The sequence below is a fragment of the bacterium genome (assembly GCA_026708055.1).
Lineage (GTDB): Bacteria > Actinomycetota > Acidimicrobiia > Acidimicrobiales > CATQHL01 > VXNF01.
The window spans coordinates 15,339-31,620 of sequence record JAPOVS010000082.1 but is presented as its reverse complement, the minus strand read 5'-3'; the positions used below and the strand labels follow the sequence as shown (position 1 = coordinate 31,620).

The 16,282-nt window shown below is 68.9% G+C and carries 19 protein-coding genes; 10 read left to right on the top strand and 9 right to left on the bottom strand.

What is annotated here, in order from left to right; all coding sequences use genetic code 11:
- The 5 genes from OXG55_16815 to OXG55_16795 form a co-directional block, all read left to right on the top strand.
- The coding region (locus OXG55_16815; GenBank protein ID MCY4104900.1) for a hypothetical protein at positions 1 to 200 on the top strand (200 nt) is incomplete at its 5' end.
- 237 nt (positions 201 to 437) lie between these two features.
- Complete coding sequence (locus tag OXG55_16810; GenBank protein MCY4104899.1) at positions 438 to 728, top strand: killer suppression protein; 291 nt, start codon at positions 438 to 440, stop codon at positions 726 to 728.
- A gap of 25 nt (positions 729 to 753) precedes the next feature.
- Positions 754 to 1,848, top strand: coding sequence for a HigA family addiction module antitoxin (locus OXG55_16805; GenBank protein MCY4104898.1), 1,095 nt, complete (start codon positions 754 to 756; stop codon positions 1,846 to 1,848).
- Positions 1,849 to 1,978: 130 nt separating this feature from the next.
- Positions 1,979 to 3,262 carry a DUF4143 domain-containing protein gene (locus OXG55_16800; GenBank protein ID MCY4104897.1) on the top strand — a complete coding sequence of 428 codons (1,284 nt, stop codon included), beginning with the start codon at positions 1,979 to 1,981 and terminating at the stop codon, positions 3,260 to 3,262.
- An 818-nt stretch (positions 3,263 to 4,080) separates the two neighbouring features.
- Positions 4,081 to 4,353, top strand: coding sequence for a helix-turn-helix domain-containing protein (locus OXG55_16795; GenBank protein MCY4104896.1), 273 nt, complete (start codon positions 4,081 to 4,083; stop codon positions 4,351 to 4,353).
- A gap of 54 nt (positions 4,354 to 4,407) precedes the next feature.
- Here the strand turns inward: OXG55_16795 and OXG55_16790 are convergent, their stop codons facing one another.
- From OXG55_16790 to OXG55_16755, 8 genes are all read right to left on the bottom strand, one after another.
- Entirely contained in the window at positions 4,408 to 4,818 is a 411-nt protein-coding gene (locus tag OXG55_16790; protein MCY4104895.1) for a hypothetical protein, read from the bottom strand.
- A 145-nt stretch (positions 4,819 to 4,963) separates the two neighbouring features.
- A complete protein-coding gene (locus tag OXG55_16785) occupies positions 4,964 to 5,128 on the bottom strand; it encodes a hypothetical protein (GenBank protein ID MCY4104894.1) in 165 nt (54 codons plus the stop codon).
- 131 nt (positions 5,129 to 5,259) lie between these two features.
- Complete coding sequence (locus OXG55_16780) at positions 5,260 to 5,661, bottom strand: hypothetical protein (protein ID MCY4104893.1); 402 nt, start codon at positions 5,659 to 5,661, stop codon at positions 5,260 to 5,262.
- 31 nt (positions 5,662 to 5,692) lie between these two features.
- On the bottom strand, positions 5,693 to 5,878 hold the full coding sequence (locus OXG55_16775) for a hypothetical protein (GenBank protein MCY4104892.1): 186 nt from the start codon (positions 5,876 to 5,878) through the stop codon (positions 5,693 to 5,695).
- A 119-nt stretch (positions 5,879 to 5,997) separates the two neighbouring features.
- Complete coding sequence (locus tag OXG55_16770) at positions 5,998 to 6,588, bottom strand: IS630 family transposase (protein ID MCY4104891.1); 591 nt, start codon at positions 6,586 to 6,588, stop codon at positions 5,998 to 6,000.
- Positions 6,522 to 7,106 carry a helix-turn-helix domain-containing protein gene (locus OXG55_16765; GenBank protein ID MCY4104890.1) on the bottom strand — a complete coding sequence of 195 codons (585 nt, stop codon included), beginning with the start codon at positions 7,104 to 7,106 and terminating at the stop codon, positions 6,522 to 6,524. The genes OXG55_16770 and OXG55_16765 overlap by 67 nt, the downstream gene beginning before the upstream one ends.
- A gap of 112 nt (positions 7,107 to 7,218) precedes the next feature.
- Positions 7,219 to 8,103 carry a DUF3800 domain-containing protein gene (locus OXG55_16760; protein ID MCY4104889.1) on the bottom strand — a complete coding sequence of 295 codons (885 nt, stop codon included), beginning with the start codon at positions 8,101 to 8,103 and terminating at the stop codon, positions 7,219 to 7,221.
- A 186-nt stretch (positions 8,104 to 8,289) separates the two neighbouring features.
- A complete protein-coding gene (locus OXG55_16755; GenBank protein ID MCY4104888.1) occupies positions 8,290 to 8,643 on the bottom strand; it encodes a hypothetical protein in 354 nt (117 codons plus the stop codon).
- A 61-nt stretch (positions 8,644 to 8,704) separates the two neighbouring features.
- Here OXG55_16755 and OXG55_16750 point away from each other — a divergent pair, with 61 nt between their 5' ends.
- Positions 8,705 to 9,106 carry an aspartyl protease family protein gene (locus OXG55_16750; protein MCY4104887.1) on the top strand — a complete coding sequence of 134 codons (402 nt, stop codon included), beginning with the start codon at positions 8,705 to 8,707 and terminating at the stop codon, positions 9,104 to 9,106.
- Positions 9,107 to 9,118: 12 nt separating this feature from the next.
- On the opposite strand, the gene OXG55_16745 is transcribed toward OXG55_16750, so the two are convergent.
- On the bottom strand, positions 9,119 to 9,382 hold the full coding sequence (locus OXG55_16745) for a hypothetical protein (GenBank protein MCY4104886.1): 264 nt from the start codon (positions 9,380 to 9,382) through the stop codon (positions 9,119 to 9,121).
- Positions 9,383 to 9,449: 67 nt separating this feature from the next.
- On the opposite strand from OXG55_16745, the gene OXG55_16740 reads away from it, so the two are divergent.
- The 4 genes from OXG55_16740 to OXG55_16725 are packed head-to-tail and all read left to right on the top strand — an operon-like array spanning position 9,450 to position 16,138.
- On the top strand, positions 9,450 to 10,619 hold the full coding sequence (locus OXG55_16740; GenBank protein ID MCY4104885.1) for a cysteine desulfurase family protein: 1,170 nt from the start codon (positions 9,450 to 9,452) through the stop codon (positions 10,617 to 10,619).
- Positions 10,610 to 11,719: a DUF4007 family protein gene (locus OXG55_16735; protein ID MCY4104884.1), complete on the top strand. Its 1,110-nt coding sequence runs from the start codon at positions 10,610 to 10,612 to the stop codon at positions 11,717 to 11,719. Before OXG55_16740 ends, OXG55_16735 begins: the two co-directional genes overlap by 10 nt.
- Positions 11,716 to 15,264 (top strand): hypothetical protein, encoded by a 3,549-nt coding sequence (locus tag OXG55_16730; protein MCY4104883.1) that lies wholly within the window; start codon positions 11,716 to 11,718, stop codon positions 15,262 to 15,264. Before OXG55_16735 ends, OXG55_16730 begins: the two co-directional genes overlap by 4 nt.
- The gene (locus OXG55_16725) at positions 15,257 to 16,138 is read left to right on the top strand and encodes a phosphoadenosine phosphosulfate reductase family protein (protein MCY4104882.1); all 882 of its coding nucleotides are present in this window, start codon (positions 15,257 to 15,259) and stop codon (positions 16,136 to 16,138) included. The genes OXG55_16730 and OXG55_16725 overlap by 8 nt, the downstream gene beginning before the upstream one ends.
- Positions 16,139 to 16,282 lie beyond the last annotated feature (144 nt).

Below are 16,282 nucleotides of genomic sequence, written 5' to 3'. Positions count from 1 at the left end.
GGGGATTCGATGGACGGGTCGTCGGGTACTACCCGGCGACCGACTCGCTGTGGGTAAGCGTCCCGCCCTTCGACCCTGCGAAGCTCCCGGAGGTGGTCATCGTGCCCAACAACACCCTGAACTACCAAGCCATCGTCGGAATGGACTATCTGGAACGCTTCAAGATCGCTGTCCGCCACGGCACCTTCGGTCAGATCTAAACCACCGCGACGTCAGACCCCGGCGGCCGGTCGCCTACACAATCCCCAATCGATCAGTACCGCGCACTCGTCGTCCCTCGCGTCACTCAGGCGAACCGCCCGTGCGGGGACCGCCTCGACTGTGAATCCGATTACTTTACCAAATTGGTAAATGTACTGTTACAGTTGAAGCCAAACCCACCCCAGACGTGAGGATGCGTGGAAGTTCGGTTTGCGACATCCCAGCTGCAGAAGACGATGTCCAGTTCGAGCGCGCTGAGCAAGCGCTACGGCGACATCGGGGCCCGGAGGATCCGGACTCGTCTCAGCCAGCTCGAAGCGGCCGACTCCCTGGCGGATCTGCGTCTACTGCCGGGCCGTTGGCACGAGTTGACCGGCGACAGAGCCGGCCACCTCACCGCCGACTTGCACCAGCCGTTCCGGATGGTCCTCCGTCCTGCCGAGCCCGTGCCCCGCACCGACGACGGCGGCCTGGACTGGTCCCGCGCCACCACAGTCATCATCACCGAGATCGTCGACTACCACTGAGATGCCACCCCCGCCGGAGAGACCAATGACGACATACCCGTACAGTCCGGACTACGCCACCCCGCCCGGCTGGACTCTTGAGGAGACACTCGAGGAATTGTCGATGAGCCAGGCCGAACTGGCACGCCGCACCGGGCTGTCGACGAAGCACATCAACCAGATCGTGCGCGGGAAGGTTCCCATCACGACCGATACGGCGTGGCGTCTCGAGCGCGCCACCGGCGTGCCCGACCGGCTCTGGAACAACCTCGAGAGCAGGTACCAGGAGCACCGGGCGCGCCTAGCTGAGGAGGCCGAGTTGGCGCAGCAGGTCGACCTGCTCGAGCGGTTGCCGATCGCGTCGATGGTGAAACTCGGCATCCTCACCAAGCGCGCCGATCCCACAACACGGCTCAGGGAGGCGTTCGCATTCCTCGGCGTGACGGATCGATCGGCCTGGGACGCCACCGTCGATCACTACCGGGCGGCGTTCCGCAAGTCCAGGGCACACGAATCGAACGACGGCGCGATCGCTGTCTGGCTACGCATGGGCGAGATCGCAGCATCCCGCATCGACTGCGCCCCCTGGAACCCCGACCGGTTCCACAAGGCTCTGATCACCGTCCGGACGCTCACCCGCGAGACCGACCCAGCCGTCTGGCACCCCGCCCTGGTCGCCGAATGCGCCGCCGCCGGTGTCCGCGTCGTCGTCACCCGCGAGATCGAAGGAGCGCGAACCCACGGCGCCACCCGCTGGCTCGGGAGCGGCCGACCGCTGATTCAGCTGAGCCTCCGGTTCCGGTGGAGCGACATCTTCTGGTTCACATTCTTCCACGAGGCCAAACACGTCCTCGACGGATCGAAGCGCGCCATCTACATCGAGCAGCCGAACGGCGACAGCGCGGACCGAACCGACGAGGAACTCCAAGCCGACGAGTTCGCCTCGAACCTGCTGATCCCGAAGGACCGAGCCCGTGTGCTGCCCACGATCGGCAGCCTCGACGACGTGAGAATGTTCGCCGCCGACCTGGGGATCCACCCCGGCATCGTCGTCGGCCGGCTCCACCACGGCGGCATCTGGCCACACACCCACGGCAACGGACTACGCCAACGCCTCCAACTCAGCACCCCGGAGTCCTGAGCAGCCGTCCCCGACGGCTGTCACAGCTAGGAATATCCTGCCGAGATGTCGTGCGAGAGCGCGCCAGAGTGTTAGGACCGATCGAGCCAAAACGTTAGGCAACGGAGAGCCGACTGGTTAGACTGCGGCTGTGGATGCTGCCGGTTCCTACATGGCCCGAGTGGTTGACGCCCAGATGGAGGACAAACTTCGCTCTCTGCCCGTCGTTCTTGTGGAGGGCACGCGGGGCTGCGGCAAGACCACCACCTCGCAGCAGTTCGCGGCGAGTCAAGTGCTCTTCGACGAGGATGAGACAGCGCGAGGGCATGCGGCGCAGGGGACGCTGCCGCTGCTGGAGGGCCCACACCCGATGCTGCTGGATGAATGGCCGCTCGTGGCCGGGCTGTGGGATCGGGTACGGCGCGCCAGTGACCGGCTGGGGCGGCCGGGCCGGTTCATACTCTCCGCGTCGGCGCAACCCAGCGACTACATCATCAGGCATTCCGGCACCGGGCGGGTGGGACGCGTCGCGATGCGGCCGATGTCTCTTTGGGAGAGCGGCGCCTCGACGGGCACGGTGAGCCTGGGGGATCTCATCGATCGCGGCCTCGAGGCAGAGTACAGGCCCTCGGCGAGGAGGCCCCTGGCTCCGGTGGACCAACTCCGGAACATCATCGACTGGTTGCTGCGCGGCGGGTGGCCGCTCACCCAGACCATGGCTGCCCGGGATGCCCAAGAGTTCGCGCGCGACTACTTGGACGAGGTGTGCCGCGTCGACGTGGCCAAGGCGAGCGGCACCAGGCACAATCCCCAAGGCGTGCAGCGACTGCTCGTTTCGGTGGCTCGCAACAGCGCGTCGGAAGCCAGCGCGACGACCCTCGCGTCGGACATGGGCGACAGCACCGCGGCCCGCCAGACATTGAGCATCTACCTCGACGCTCTCAGGAGGATCTTCGTCTACGAGAGTCAGCCGGCTTGGAGCGCCCGACTGCTCTCGCGCACCCCGCTGCGATCGGCCCCCAAACACCATCTGGTCGACCCGTCGCTCGCCGCCGCCGCTGTCGGCGCGAGCGCGGAGGCCCTGTTCAACGATCGGACCGCTCTTGGACTGCTGTTCGAGTCGATGGCCATACGCGATCTACGGGTCTACGCCCAGGCAAACAGGAGCACGGTCTTCCACTACCGCGACAAGTCGAAGCTGGAAGTCGATGCCGTGATAGAGCGCGACGACGGCCAGTGGATCGCCGCCGAAGTGAAACTGGGCGCACCGGACTCCATCGACAGAGCGGCCCGGTCGTTGCTGGAACTCAGCGCCAAGGTCGACACGAGCAGCACGGGCCCGCCTAAAACTCTCATCGTGGTGACCTCCACCGGCCAGCCATACATGCGACACGACGGCGTCGGCGTCGTACCCATCACCGCGCTCAGGCCGTAACGCCGCGCTCAGTTGCCGCAGGAATGCCTCAGATACCTGCTGGCGTGGTGGTTTGGACGCGCCGACCTTCGTGTCTAAAGTGCTCTCGGCGGAGAGGACCGACGTATTCGGTGCGCGAGCTTGCTCCTCTGCCGACTCGCAGAACGTGCCCCGCTCCGGCGGGGCACGAACGCGATGGGATGGCTGTTGTAGCTGTGCTTCGTCGACGAGTCTGGGGCGTCGCGCCCGAACAACAGCTACGGCCGCCCGAAGGCGACCGTAGGACGTGACGTTCGGCCCGGTACCCGAATCGGGAACCGAACCTAGGCGTCCAAGAATTATGCGACCGCCACGATAGTCCCAAGTTGAGCAGCGCCACACCCACCCCGGCGGGTCAAGCCGGTGTTCCCGGTCGGTCGCCTTCGTAGCAGCAAGGAGCGAACGAGATGATCGTCTCGGAGATGTGGTGCGCGTCCCGCGGTCCTGCCCGTGGGGCCACTCGATGAAGGCGTCGGCGATCGACTCCTCCTCCTGCTCGCTCAGGCGGCGCGGGAGGGACACCTCACCGCCCAGGGGCAACAAGCCCACCTGCTGATCCACCAGGGCCCGCAGGTCCTCGTCGAACTCGTCAGGATCGTCGCCGGGGACGTGATGGTCGTCGAAAGGCAGAGAGCGACCCGACGACTGGAACCAGGCGACTCCCTCGAATTTCATGATGCGCACTTCGTCTCCAGCGGCCGCTCGTCGCGGGCGACGCTTGGATCGCGGCAGACTCCTCGTCGTGGTCGTCGCTGAGATTGCCGACTACCACCGAGACACCCCAAGCGCCGGAGACCGCCATGACGCCGACACATCCGTACAGCCCGGACCGCGCCACACCGCCCGGCTGGACGCTCGATGAAGCGCTGGCGGAGCCGTCGATGAGCCAGGCCGAGTTGGCCCGACGCGCCGGGCTCTCGACCAAGCGCATCGACCGGATCATCCGGGGCAAGGCTCCCATCGCCAGCGACACGGCGCGGCGTCTCGAGCGCGCCACCGGCGTGCCCGACCGGATCTGGAACAACCTCGAGAGTCGGTACCAGGAGCATCAGGCCCGCCTCGCCGAGGTTTAGCGGTTATGACATATTCGTAAAACCGTGCGTCTTCACGAATATGTCATGACTCTGTCATTTCCCTGCGGCGGTCGATCCGGGGAGGACGTAGTGGCTTCCTCGCCTGGTGCCGCGGCGCTCGAGCCGGCTGGCGGCGACGAGGGGGTTGAGGACTCGTAGCGCCTCCACGCGGTCAATGCCTGTGCGCTTCCGAAGATCGGCGTTGGTCACGCGGCCTCTGCCCGCCAACTCAATTGCGATGTCGCTGAGGTAGTCGGGCCGACTGCGCAGTACTCGGCGGCTCTTGGGGCCAATTAGGTGCGGCGCCAGGACGTAGTGGGCGACGGCGCCGGTGCTCCGCTGCTGGAGCAACCCGCGGTCGCGAAACCAGCCGAGCGTCTCCCGGGCCTCTGCAGCGTCCACGCCGAGCAACTCGCGGACCTCCCCGTTGGTCAGCGTCTCGCCGCGGCCGGCCTGCTGTGGCACTCCGGCGTCGCGCGCCTGGCAGCCGGCGGGTCCTTGCCGGTGTAGTAGATGCCGAGGGCGACGCTCGTGCGCCCGACTCGCGGAACGGCTGAGCCCGCGAGGAGACCCGACCCGGACTACCGGGGCTCGCGATGCGTACGCGCCATCAAGGCTTGGGAAGCCAACCCGCCGGAGCCCATCCTCCCCGCGCGGTGAGCGCGTCGATGAACGACGACTGGCGCTTCGCGGCGGCGGGATCGTTGCGAACCCGTGTGGTGAAGTAGCGGACCAGGTCCAGCCGCTGACCGCCCTTGAGCAGTGCCCGGCACATCGCCGGAAGATCGAGCCGGCGCGAACTATGGAGTCAAGCCTCCCGCTGGCCGTAGTAGAAGTTGTATCCGTCGATGTACGCGATCACCCGGTCCACGTTCACAGGAAGTCAGCGACAGGTGACACCGGGTGTCACGGATCGGTATAGTATGAATCACCCCCCTGGGGTGAGTAGCCCCAGGCCGACGGCCTCGACTCGCAGTCGGGGCCGTTTCTTTCTGCCAGCCATCCACAGGTCCCCCTCACAGGTAGCTCACGATTCTCTCGTAGCCGTCCCACACCTGGTCGCGCGCCGTCGGAGGCGAACGAGACGATCGTCTCGGCGATGCGTGCCGCGACCTCCGCTTCCTGCCCGTGGGGCCACTCGACGAAGGCGTCGGCGATCGACGCCGCCTCCTGCTCGCTCAGGCGGCGCGGGAGGGGCGCGTCACCGCCGAGGCGCTGCCGGCCCACCCGCTGATCCACCAGGGCCTGCAGATCCGCGGCCAACTCGTCGGCGTCGGCGTCGGGGCCGTGATGGTCGTCGAGTCGCAAGGTGGCGTCCCGTTCTGTAGCCCCTCGGAGATCATCGCCCCGCGTCGGCGAGGTCGATCGCCGCGACGGTGCCGTAAGGGTCCTCGGCCGCGATGGCAACGAGCGCCTCGGTGGTGGGGCCGTGCATCAACCCGCCCGCCACCCCGCCCCAGATCCGGTCGACAGCCGCTCCCAGGCCGCAGACCGTCCCGTCGGGGCACACGAAATCGACCAGCACCGCACACTCGCCGCTCCACGCGTCACTCAGGCGAACCGCCGTGCGGGACCACCGCACCCATGGCCTCCAGCCAGTCGGGCACGACCGTCCCGCCGTCAGTCCACCAGCCGCCGCCACAGCTAGTGGTCTGTCGCGGGTTTGGTGGCGCGGTTGAGCGCGGCGCGTGCGCGGCTGGTTTTGGCGATGATCGGGTTGGGGGGCTTGGTCCAGGTGAGGGGTCGGGGGTCGTTGTTCCAGTGGGCGGTCCGGTTGTCGATGGTGTCGGTGAGTTCGGCGACGCTGGTGAAGCTGTTGTGTTTGAGGGCTTTGCGGGTGAGGATGGAGAACCAGCCCTCGACGAGGTTGAGCCAGGAGGCGCGGGTGGGCGTGTAGTGGAGGCGCCATCGTCGGCGGCGGGGGTGGGCGAGCCAGTCGCGCACGGGCTGGGACTTGTGGGCGGAGAGGTTGTCGAGGATGACGTGGACGTCGAGGTCTTCGGGGGTGTGCAGGTCGATCCGTTTGAAGAACGCCAGCACGTCGGCGCCGGTGTGGCGGCGGCGCGTCTGGTGCAGGACCTCGCCGGTGGTCACGTTGAGGGCGGCGAAGAGGTCCACGGTGCCGTCGCGGCGGTCGTCGTGGGTCATCGTGGCGGCGCGGCCGCGGGTCATCGGCAGCGACGGCTGGGTGCGGTCCAGGGCCCGGGCCTGGGTCTTCTCGTCGAAGCTGAACACCGCGGCGGCCTCGGGGGGTCCAGGTACAGGCCGACGACGTCGCGCAGCTTCGCCTCGAAGTCCGGATCGGCGGACAGCTTGAACACGTCGGCGCGCCACGGCCGCAGGCCCGCCTCCCCCCAGGTGCGCGCCACGAAGTCCTTGCCCACCCCGTGGCGGGCGGCCATCGCCCGCGTCGACCAGCGCGACGCCCCGTCGGGGGGCTCGGCGGTCAAGGTGTCAGCGACGATCGCCGCCTCGCCGCCGGCGCCCAGCGCGCGCTCGGGGCCCCGCCCCGGCGCCACCGTCCCCAACCACTCCAAGCCCCCGTCGGCGAACCCGCGCCGCCACGCCCGCACCGTGTTCGGCGCCACGCCGACCCTCCGGGCGGTCTCCTCGTTCGCCGCCCCCTCCGCCGCCGACAGCAGCGCCTCGGCCTGGCGCGCCACCCGCTGGGGCGTCGCGCCCGAACACCTCAGCCTCTCCAACTCGGCCCGCCGGCCGCGGGTGACTCTCAACGGGGCAGCAGGAAGGCTCACGCCGACACCCCACCACACCCCGCACTCAAACTACCGACACACCACTAGCGCGCCTTTTGACGGCCCGCGGCGGACCAAAAACCGCAGCAGTACGTCCGCAGCCGACTGCCTACTACGCCTGGACGGGCAGTTCGAAGAGACACGTTGACGACTGCCGGCTGAGCTTGTCGCTCACGACGATTCCGCCCCGCGTTCTGGCCGAGCCGTCCGAGTACAAGTGCTGCCTCGAACGAAGACGCCCGGCATACCGCCTGCGCAGTTCGTCAAAGCTCCGGTGAGTATGGACTCCACTCGCTCGACCGGCGCAGTAGACGCGGGCCGCCATGGGGAACAGCAGTCCCGACACGACGATGTCCGCCAGTTGGAGGCCGACGTGGTTCACGCTCCTTCCGAACGTGGCCACCTCGATCAAGTGTGGCAACCTGTCGCCACGCCGCCGGTGCTTCATCGTGAAGATCGAATGAGCCACCTGAGCGTCTTGATGGTGCTCCCGACCGTCGCACAGGAGCAGGCCGGAGTCTCGGTACTGCTCGAGGAAGTTGCTGAAGTGCCGGGCAATGTCCTGAGTGGCGTACGCATAGCTCGATCTCGGCTCGAGAGCTTCGGCGGATGCCTTGATCCAGATTCGGCCGATCAGCCGGAGGTCGTACTCTTCGATCAGACCGACCACTCCGTCAAGAAATCCGATCGCGTGCCGCCGCTCGCGACGAGTCGAGGCTCGCAACGCTCGCCGCAAGTCCAACCCCTTGATCTCCACCAGCACGTCATCCAGACGTCCTGTCATCGCCCCGGGGAAGAAACGCCGCTTGATATCCAGGAAGTCCGCTGTCAAAGGATGCAACACGTCGGCGCTGATGATGAGCCCGGCAAGAGCCATGAGCGGAGTGGCGTCCGGTGCCGTGTCGGGTGCTTCGAACCCACCCGACTCATCGATGTAGCAGATGTACATGATCCCTCTCGACATTGCCGCAGCCATCGGGCCGGGCCGCACGCTCACTGTGCCTACACCAAGCGCCCATCGAGCACCCGAGGCTGAGAAACGCCATCAAGACGTTCGCGGTGAATGCACTGGCGCCCGGCATTGGGCCGACGTTCGACGGCCAAGACAGCTACGGCCGCCCGAAGGCGGCCGTAGGACGTGGCGTTCGGCCCGGTACCCGAATCGGGCACCGAACCTAGGCGCCTAAGAATTATGCGACCGCCACGATAGTCCGAAGTCGAGCAGTACCACAACCCACGCCGGCGGGTCAAGCCGGTGGCCCCGGTCGGTCACGGTCGTAGCGGTAGCAGCGAACGAAATGATCGTCTCGGAGAAGCGGTCCGCGTCCAGCGGATCCTGCCTGTGGGGCCACTCGATGAAGGCGTCGGCGATCGACGCCGCCTCGTCCTCGCTCAGGCGGCCGGGGAGGGACGCGTCACCGCCGAGGGGCAGCAGGCCCACCCGCTGATCCACCAGGGCCCGCAGATCCTTGTCCAACTCGTCGGGTCGCCGTCGACGGCGAAGGAACGCTTCGGATCGGGGAACTTCTCCGCTCACACGCTTCCTGTCCCTGTCGTCTATTCGGGCGTACTCACCGCCGGCGCGGCGCCCTCTGCGCGTGGTTAGTGCCAAACGGTCCAACACCCCAAGAGATCCCCGGCCGCAATCGCCCGCGAAGGTTGGACACGATCCCACCGCCGGGAATCTCACGAGCACCTGCCACGCGCTGATCGACACCGGCGCGACGACGACCATGATCGTTGAGAAGGTCGCTGAGGCGCTGGACTTGGACTTGGATGGGTTGGACACCGTCGAAGTGCGGGGATTCGATGGACGGGTCGTCGGGTACTACCCGGCGACCGACTCGCTGTGGGTGAGCGTCCCGCCCTTCGATCCTGCGAAGCTCCCGGAGGTGGTCATCGTGCCCGACAACACCCTGAACTACCAAGCCATCGTCGGAATGGACTATCTGGAACACTTCGAGATCGCTGTCCGCCACGGCGCCTTCGGCCGGATCTGAACCACCGCGGCGTCAGACCCCGGCGGCCGGTCGCCTACACAATCCCCAATCGACCAGCACCGCGCACTCGTCGTCCCACGCGTCACCCGGGCGAACCGCCCGTGCGGGGACCACCGCACCCAGGGACTCCAGCCAGTCGGGCACGACCACCCCGCTGTCCACCAGCCGCCGCTGTAGCCGGCGCGCCTCGTGACGGCCCCGCGGCGGGCCGAACACCGCCGGCACCGCGGCCATCAGCGCGGCCGGTGCGCCACCGCGAGCGACCGCCGCCAGCACGTCCGGCACCGTCAGCCGGATCGCTGCTGGAGGATCATGTCGTACGGCTCCCGTACAGTTGGTGGACGTGCGGGAGATCTATCTCGACTACAACGCCTCGGCGCCGCTGGACCCGCGTGTGGCCGAGGAGATGCTCCCGGTCTTGACGGCCGGGGTCGGCAACGCCTCCTCCGCGCATCGGTTCGGACGGCGGCAGGCGGGGGCTGTCGAGTCGGCGCGGGATCGGGTCGCCGCTCTGGTCGGTGGCACACGGTCGGGTGTGGTGTTCACCGCCGGGGCCACGGAGGCGAACAACCTGGCGCTGCGCGGCGCAGTCGAGGCCGCGGCGCAGGGGCGAAAGCGGCTGCTGATATCGGCGGTGGAGCACGCCTCGGTGCGTCAGACGGCACGCCGGCTGGCCGACGGTGGGCTAGCGAAGGTGGACGTGATCGGGGTGACGCCGGGCGGGTTCGTCGACCTCGACGCCCTCGACGGGCTGCTGGGGCCCGACGTGCTGATGGTGTCGGCCATGGCGGCCAACAGCGAGACCGGTGTTCTGAACCCGGTGGCCGAGGTGGCCGAGCGGGCACACGCCGCGGGGGCCCTGTTCCACTGCGATGCAACGCAGCAGGTCGGCCGGCAGCCCTTCGACATGGCGGCGGTGGGCGCCGACCTCGTCTCGCTGAGCGGCCACAAGATCTGCGGCCCGGGCGGGGTGGGCGCTCTGGTCGGCACAGCGGCGGCGCTGCGGCGGCTCGCTCCGGTCATCGAAGGCGGCGGCCACGAGCGAGGCCTGCGATCGGGTTCGCTCAACGTGGCCGGGATCGTCGGGCTGGGCGCAGCGGCCCGCATCGCCGCCGAAGAGCGCACAACCGAGAGTGCCCGGGTGAGCGCGCTCCGCGACCGGCTGGTCACGGCGATTCAGAGCAGGCTCCCCGGCGTCAGCCAGAACGGCGATACCGCGCGGCGACTCCCCAACACGGCCAACCTGCGTTTCGCCGGTGCGGACGCGGAGGCCGTCATCGCCAACATGGACCCGGTCGCCACCTCCGCGGGCAGTGCCTGCAGCACAGGCACGATCGAGCCCTCCGAGGTCCTCGTGGCGATGGGCCTGTCCCGCGAGGCGGCGTTCGAGTCGGTGCGCTTCAGCCTGGGTCGGTTCACGACCGAGGCGGACATCGAACCGGCAACCAGCAGCACTGTCGCAGCGGTGGACTACGTTCGCGCCATGCTCGCCGAGAGCCCTGAATGCGCCTGACCGAGGCCGCTGAGGCCAGCTTCGCTCGCCACGAGACGTTCCACCCGCGGTACGGGTGGTTCCGCAAGGCTTACGCCGCCGCGGCCGCTGATCCGTTCGTCTTCGGCCTGCCCGACGCTCCGGTGATTCTCGGCGTGGGCAAGAACATGGTGCGGGCCATCCGCTTCTGGGGGCTGGCGGCGAAGCTCATCACCGAGGATCCAGCGGCGGCGAACCGGCGCACGCCGAGCCTGATCCCCACCCGCATCGGCCACGGGTTGTTCGGCGAGTCGGGCTGGGATCGCTATATGGAGGATCCCGGCACGCTCTGGCTCCTGCACTGGCTGCTGCTGGCGCCGCCGTCGCGGCTTCCGGTGTGGTGGCTGGCGTTCAACGAGTTCGGCGCCGTCGAGTTCACCGACGTCGAACTCGAAGCGGCCGTCTCGGCGCAACTCGAGATGAGCACGTGGGGCGCCCCGCACCGGTCGTCCATCCACAAGGACGTCACCGCCCTGCTCCGCACTTACGCCCCGCCCGAGCGATCCAACCGCCGCAGCATCGACGACATCCTGGACTGCCCGCTGCGGGACCTGAACCTCATCGGCCGGTCCGCGGCCACGGAGCGATTCCGGTTCACGGTGGGGGCCAAGGCGTCGCTGCCTCCCGAGGTGGCGGCCTATGCCGCTCTCGACTGGGTCGCCCGCAGCGGAACCGGCGGCAACACGGTCACGCTCAGCCGCCTGGTCCACGAGCCGGGGTCGGTCGGCCGCGCCTTCAAGCTGGATGAATCCGAACTGCTGGCAGTCCTCGAGCCTGCAGTCGAGAACTGTGGGCCGCTGGGCCTCGCGTCGCCCACCGGGGCGGTGCAACTCTCCTGGTCCGAACCGCCCGAGATGGTCGCGGCCCGCCTCCTCGACCAGTACTTCGGCACCGGAGCATCCGACGCCGGTGCTCTGCAAGCCGGCTACGAGGGCGACCGGCCGATCCCCGACGACCTGCTGGAGGAACTCGGGCTCGGCCGGAATCCCGACGACCGGTTGCGCCGCCTCCATCGACGAGACCTCAACAGTGGCGATGCGACCTCGGTCGTGGATCCTCCGACAACGGCAGCGCACCGATGACGCTGTTGGCCGAGGGCATCGCCGTTGCGCCCCGCTTCGCCCGCTCGGCGAACCTGGAGCGCGACGCGGCCCGCCTCGAGCCGCTGCAGGGTTACGTGGTCACCGCTCGGGCGCTCGACGTGGCCGAACGCATCGCCGCAACCGCGGCAGCCGGCGGGGCGGGGGGTGCCTGGTCGCTCACCGGGCCGTACGGCTCAGGAAAGTCCTCGCTCGGTCTGCTGCTCGACGCAGCCTTCGGCCCGCTGGGCGAGGCGCGGCGGATGACAGAGCAACTCATCGGCGATGCCTCCGATTCAGTGGGCCGGCTCGTGCGGCAGGCCCACAAGCGTCACGGAACCAGCGCGTGCGGCTTCCACCGCGGCTTGGTCACCGCGCGGCGCGAGTCACTCAGCCGTACGGTGCTGCGAGCGCTCGATTCCGCAGTACGTCGCGCGTACGGCGACCCCCCCCCCGCGGAACGCTTTGCTGCAGCTGACAGCCTGACCGCGGCGCTCGACGACGCGGCGTCCGACGATCCCCGCAGAGCTGGCCCGTCGGCGACATCGCTCATCGAGATCGCCCGCTGCCTTGCCGGCGACCGACCGCTCCTTCTGATTCTCGACGAGTTCGGCAAGAACCTCGAGGCCGCCGGCGACGGCGCCGACAACGACCCCTACCTGCTGCAGCAACTCGCCGAGGCCGGGCAGGGGTCCGGGCTGCCGATCTTCCTGCTGACGTTGCAGCATCTCTCGTTCGAGGATCACCTCGCCGGCGCCGACAGCCCCCGGCGACGGGAGTGGGCGAAGGTGCAGGGGCGCTTCGAGGACATCGCCTATGTCGAGTCGTCGGCGCAGACCCGAGCGTTGATCGGAACGGCCTTCGAGGTTCACGACGCATCGCTGCGGGATCGGGTCGCCCGCTGGGCGAGCCGCGAGGCTGCCGAGATGCGCCGCCTGGGCGTCGCCGAGATGGCCGATCCCGGCACCGTGGCGTCGTGCTACCCGCTCCACCCGCTGGCCGCTGCGGTCCTGCCCGAACTGTGCAGCCGCTACGGCCAGCACGAGCGCACCTTGTTCGCGTTCCTGACCGGGGCGGATGCGGCAAGCGCGGTCTCGTTCCTTAACCAGACCTCGCTGCCGGAGCGCGGGGCGCTGCCCTCGCTGGGGCTCGACGCTGTCTACGACTACTTCGTAGCCGGTGGCGGCAGCACAGCGTCCGCCGTCGGGCGGTCGAGCCGATGGGCGGAGATCGCTACCCGCCTGCGGGACACCCACGGCCTCACCGAACGCCAAGAGCGCATGGCCCGCTCGGTCGCCGTCTTGAACCTGGTGTCGGCCACCGGCTCGATACGGGCCTCCGAGGCGCTGCTGGCCCGCACGGGACCGGGCGCCGCCAGGACTCTCGGCGAGTTGGAGGCCGCTGGCGTCGTGACCTACCGCCGGTTCGCCGACGAGTACCGCGTGTGGCAGGGCAGCGACTTGGACATCGAGCGATTGCTCGACGGCGCCGGAGAGCAGGTGGCCGCCCGATCGCTGACCGACGTGCTTTCGGCGATCGATCCCCTCCCACCGCAGGTAGCGGCGCGGCACAGCGCCGAGCACGGCACGCTGCGTGTGTTCTCACGCCGCTACGTGGACGGCATCGAACCGGTGGAGCCGCCGACCGCGTCCTCGCCGTACGACGGAGATGTCCTCATCGTGGTCGGGCAGGATCGGGCTCTGCCCACGACGACCCCGATCGGGGGACCGACAACCGGCGCCAAGCCCGTTGTCGCGGCGATCCCCGACGATGTGGGCCCCCTCGATGCGGCCGCCCGCGAGGTCGCCAAAGTCACGACGGCGCTGGAGGATCCTTCGGTCGCCGAGGACTGGGTTGCCCGGCGCGAACTGGGTGAACGGCTGGCGCTGGCACAGGCCACCCTGGAGAGCGCCCGAAGCACTGCTCTCGGAGCCGCGGCGTGCCGGTGGGTGCTGCTGGAGGAGGGCGGCGGTTGCGAGCTCCCCGCCGGGCGCGGCAGCGCGGCACTTTCTGCGGCCGCTGATCTGGCGTACACGTCCACCCCGCCGATTCGCAACGAGATGCTCAACCGCTCCGCTCTGACGTCACAGGGGGCCAAGGCGCGGCGCGAGCTGCTGACGGCCATGATCGAGCACGGATCCGAGCGCGACCTGGGGTTGTCGGGATTCGGTCCCGAGGTGGCCATGTACCGGGCGTTCCTGGCGAGAACCGGGCTGCACGCCCCCGACTCGCGCGGCGACATGGGCTTCCGCGCGCCCTCCGACCCGCAGCTGCGGCCTGCCTGGGACGTCTTCGCAGCGCAGCTCGACCGGGCCAAGCGGCGGCGCGTCAACCTCGACGACGTTATTTCCGCCTTGAGGTCCCCTCCGATCGGCATGAAGGCCGGCCCAGTGGCCGTCTTCGTCACCGCGGGCCTGCTGGCGCGCGCCGACGACGTCGCGCTGTACGAGCACGGAACCTTCAAGCCGCTGCTCACCGCCGACGTATCGGAACGGATGGTCCGCAACCCGGGCCACTTCGATCTCAAGTGTTTCGCGAACACCACCGGTGCCCGTCGCCAGGTCATCGAGACGCTCGCGACACGACTCGGGGTCGAGCCGCTGCGGGCGCGGCGCCGCGTGGCCAACGTCGTCGCCGTCGTCAGTCATCTCGTGGCCCGCGTCCGGCACCTCGACAACTACACGCGCCGCACCGGCAGCCTGGCGGGGTCCACCGCGGGTGTGCGCGACCTCCTGCTGGAGGCCACCGAACCGGACGATCTGCTGTTCGGTGCCCTGCCGTCGGTTCTCGACTGTCCCGAGGTCGCCCCCGACGCCCGGACGTACCCGCACGCCGACACCTATGCCGCAGCGCTCGGCGACGCGGTCGACGAACTCGAAGCGTGCCTCGACGGTCTGCTCGCCGACCTGCGCCACCTGCTGCTCATGTCGAGCGGCGAGACCTCGCGGAATGCCGTATCCGGGCAGGCCGCCGCGCTCGAAGGCGAGGTACTCGACAGCGAAGTGCGAGCCTTCGTGGGCGCTCTGGCCAACGACACCACCGATGACGACGCCGATTGGATCTCGGCCATCGCCACCGTGGTGGCCCGCAAGGCGCCCGCCGAATGGCGCGACGACGACCGGGACCGGTTCCGCCGGGAACTCCCGCAACGGCTCGCCGCGTTCGGGCGTCTCGTCGCTCTGCACGCGGAGCACCGAGCCGACGGGGGCGGCCCGTTCGACGCCCTCCGGGTCACCGTCACCCGCTCCGACGGCGGCGAGTACGTCCGCCTCGTCGGTGTGGAGCAACGACAACGGGCCGAACTCGACGCCGTGCTCGACGGTGCGCTCGACCGACTGGCGGACCTCACGGGGTCCACCCAGCGGGCCGGTCACACGATGCTCGCCCTGCTCGGCGAGAGGTTCCTGGCGGAGACCGCCGCGGGTCCGCTTCCTCCAGGCGACGACATCGCAGCCGGGCCGCACCCACAGGTCACCGCCCGGACTGCGACCGCGCTGGCACTCCCGGAACGTCCGGGGCTAGTGCCTGCGGGGGATCGGCATGGCTGACCGGCGCACCACCGCCCCTGCCACCGACGGCGACGTTCGCCACATTTGCGGCATCTCCGGCGGCAAGGACTCCAGCGCCCTCGCCATCTACATGCGCAACCGGGTGCCGCAGATGGAGTACTTCTTCTGCGACACCGGCGCCGAGTTGCCCGAGACGTACGAATACCTGACCCGCCTCGAAGTGATCCTCGGCCGCCCCATCGTGCGCCTCAACGCCGAGCGCGGCTTCGACCACTGGTTCGAGGTGTTCCGGGGCGCACTGCCGTCACCGCAGATGCGCTGGTGTACGAAGAACATGAAGATCAAGCCCATCGAGGCCTGGATCGGCGACAACCCGGCCGTCTCCTATGTGGCGATCCGGGCCGACGAGTCCAACCGCAAGGGCCACATCTCCACCAAGCCGAACATCAGCACCCGGTTCCCGTTCGTGGAGGACGGCATCGGCCACGACGACGTGCTGCGACTCCTAGACGACGCCGGCATCGGCTTGCCCGACTACTACAGCTGGCGCACCCGCTCGGGCTGCTACTTCTGCTTCTACCAGCGCAAGGCCGAGTGGATCGGCCTCTCCGAACAGCACCCCGACTTGTTCGAGCGCGCCGTGGCCATCGAGCAGAAGGTGCTGCGCGACGCCGGCGTGGACGGCGACGCCGACTTCGGCGACACCGCCATGCGAGGCCGCCAGTACACCTGGTCGGGCGGCGAGACCCTCGTGCAATTGCGCGCCCGTCGCGACCAGATCATCGAACGCCACGAAGCCGCCCTGACTCGAGCCGCTACCACGGCCCGGGCCAACGTCCCACTCATTGAAGTCCTCGCCGACGCCCTCGACACCGACGACGACAACGACCAGTGCACGGTGTGTGCACTGTGAGTACGGCAATCGGCGGCCTCGACGAGGCTCCCAAGGCTCCGGCTCCGTGGGGAAGCCCGCCGACGCCGCTCCTGCCGCGGTGGCTCCTACACAAGGCCCGCTTACACCAACTTCCGCAACCGCTTCTGGAGGCCTTGGACCTGC

Bases quoted from the DNA above. Each gene is read 5' to 3' on its own strand.
- OXG55_16730 (MCY4104883.1), top strand. From the start codon at position 11,716: ATGACGCTGTTGGCCGAGGGCATCGCCGTTGCGCCCCGCTTCGCCCGC.
- OXG55_16795 (MCY4104896.1), top strand. From the start codon at position 4,081: ATGACGCCGACACATCCGTACAGCCCGGACCGCGCCACACCGCCCGGC.
- OXG55_16810 (MCY4104899.1), top strand. From the start codon at position 438: ATGTCCAGTTCGAGCGCGCTGAGCAAGCGCTACGGCGACATCGGGGCC.
- OXG55_16725 (MCY4104882.1), top strand. From the start codon at position 15,257: ATGGCTGACCGGCGCACCACCGCCCCTGCCACCGACGGCGACGTTCGC.
- OXG55_16735 (MCY4104884.1), top strand. From the start codon at position 10,610: ATGCGCCTGACCGAGGCCGCTGAGGCCAGCTTCGCTCGCCACGAGACG.
- OXG55_16805 (MCY4104898.1), top strand. From the start codon at position 754: ATGACGACATACCCGTACAGTCCGGACTACGCCACCCCGCCCGGCTGG.
- OXG55_16785 (MCY4104894.1), bottom strand. From the start codon at position 5,128: ATGTGCCGGGCACTGCTCAAGGGCGGTCAGCGGCTGGACCTGGTCCGC.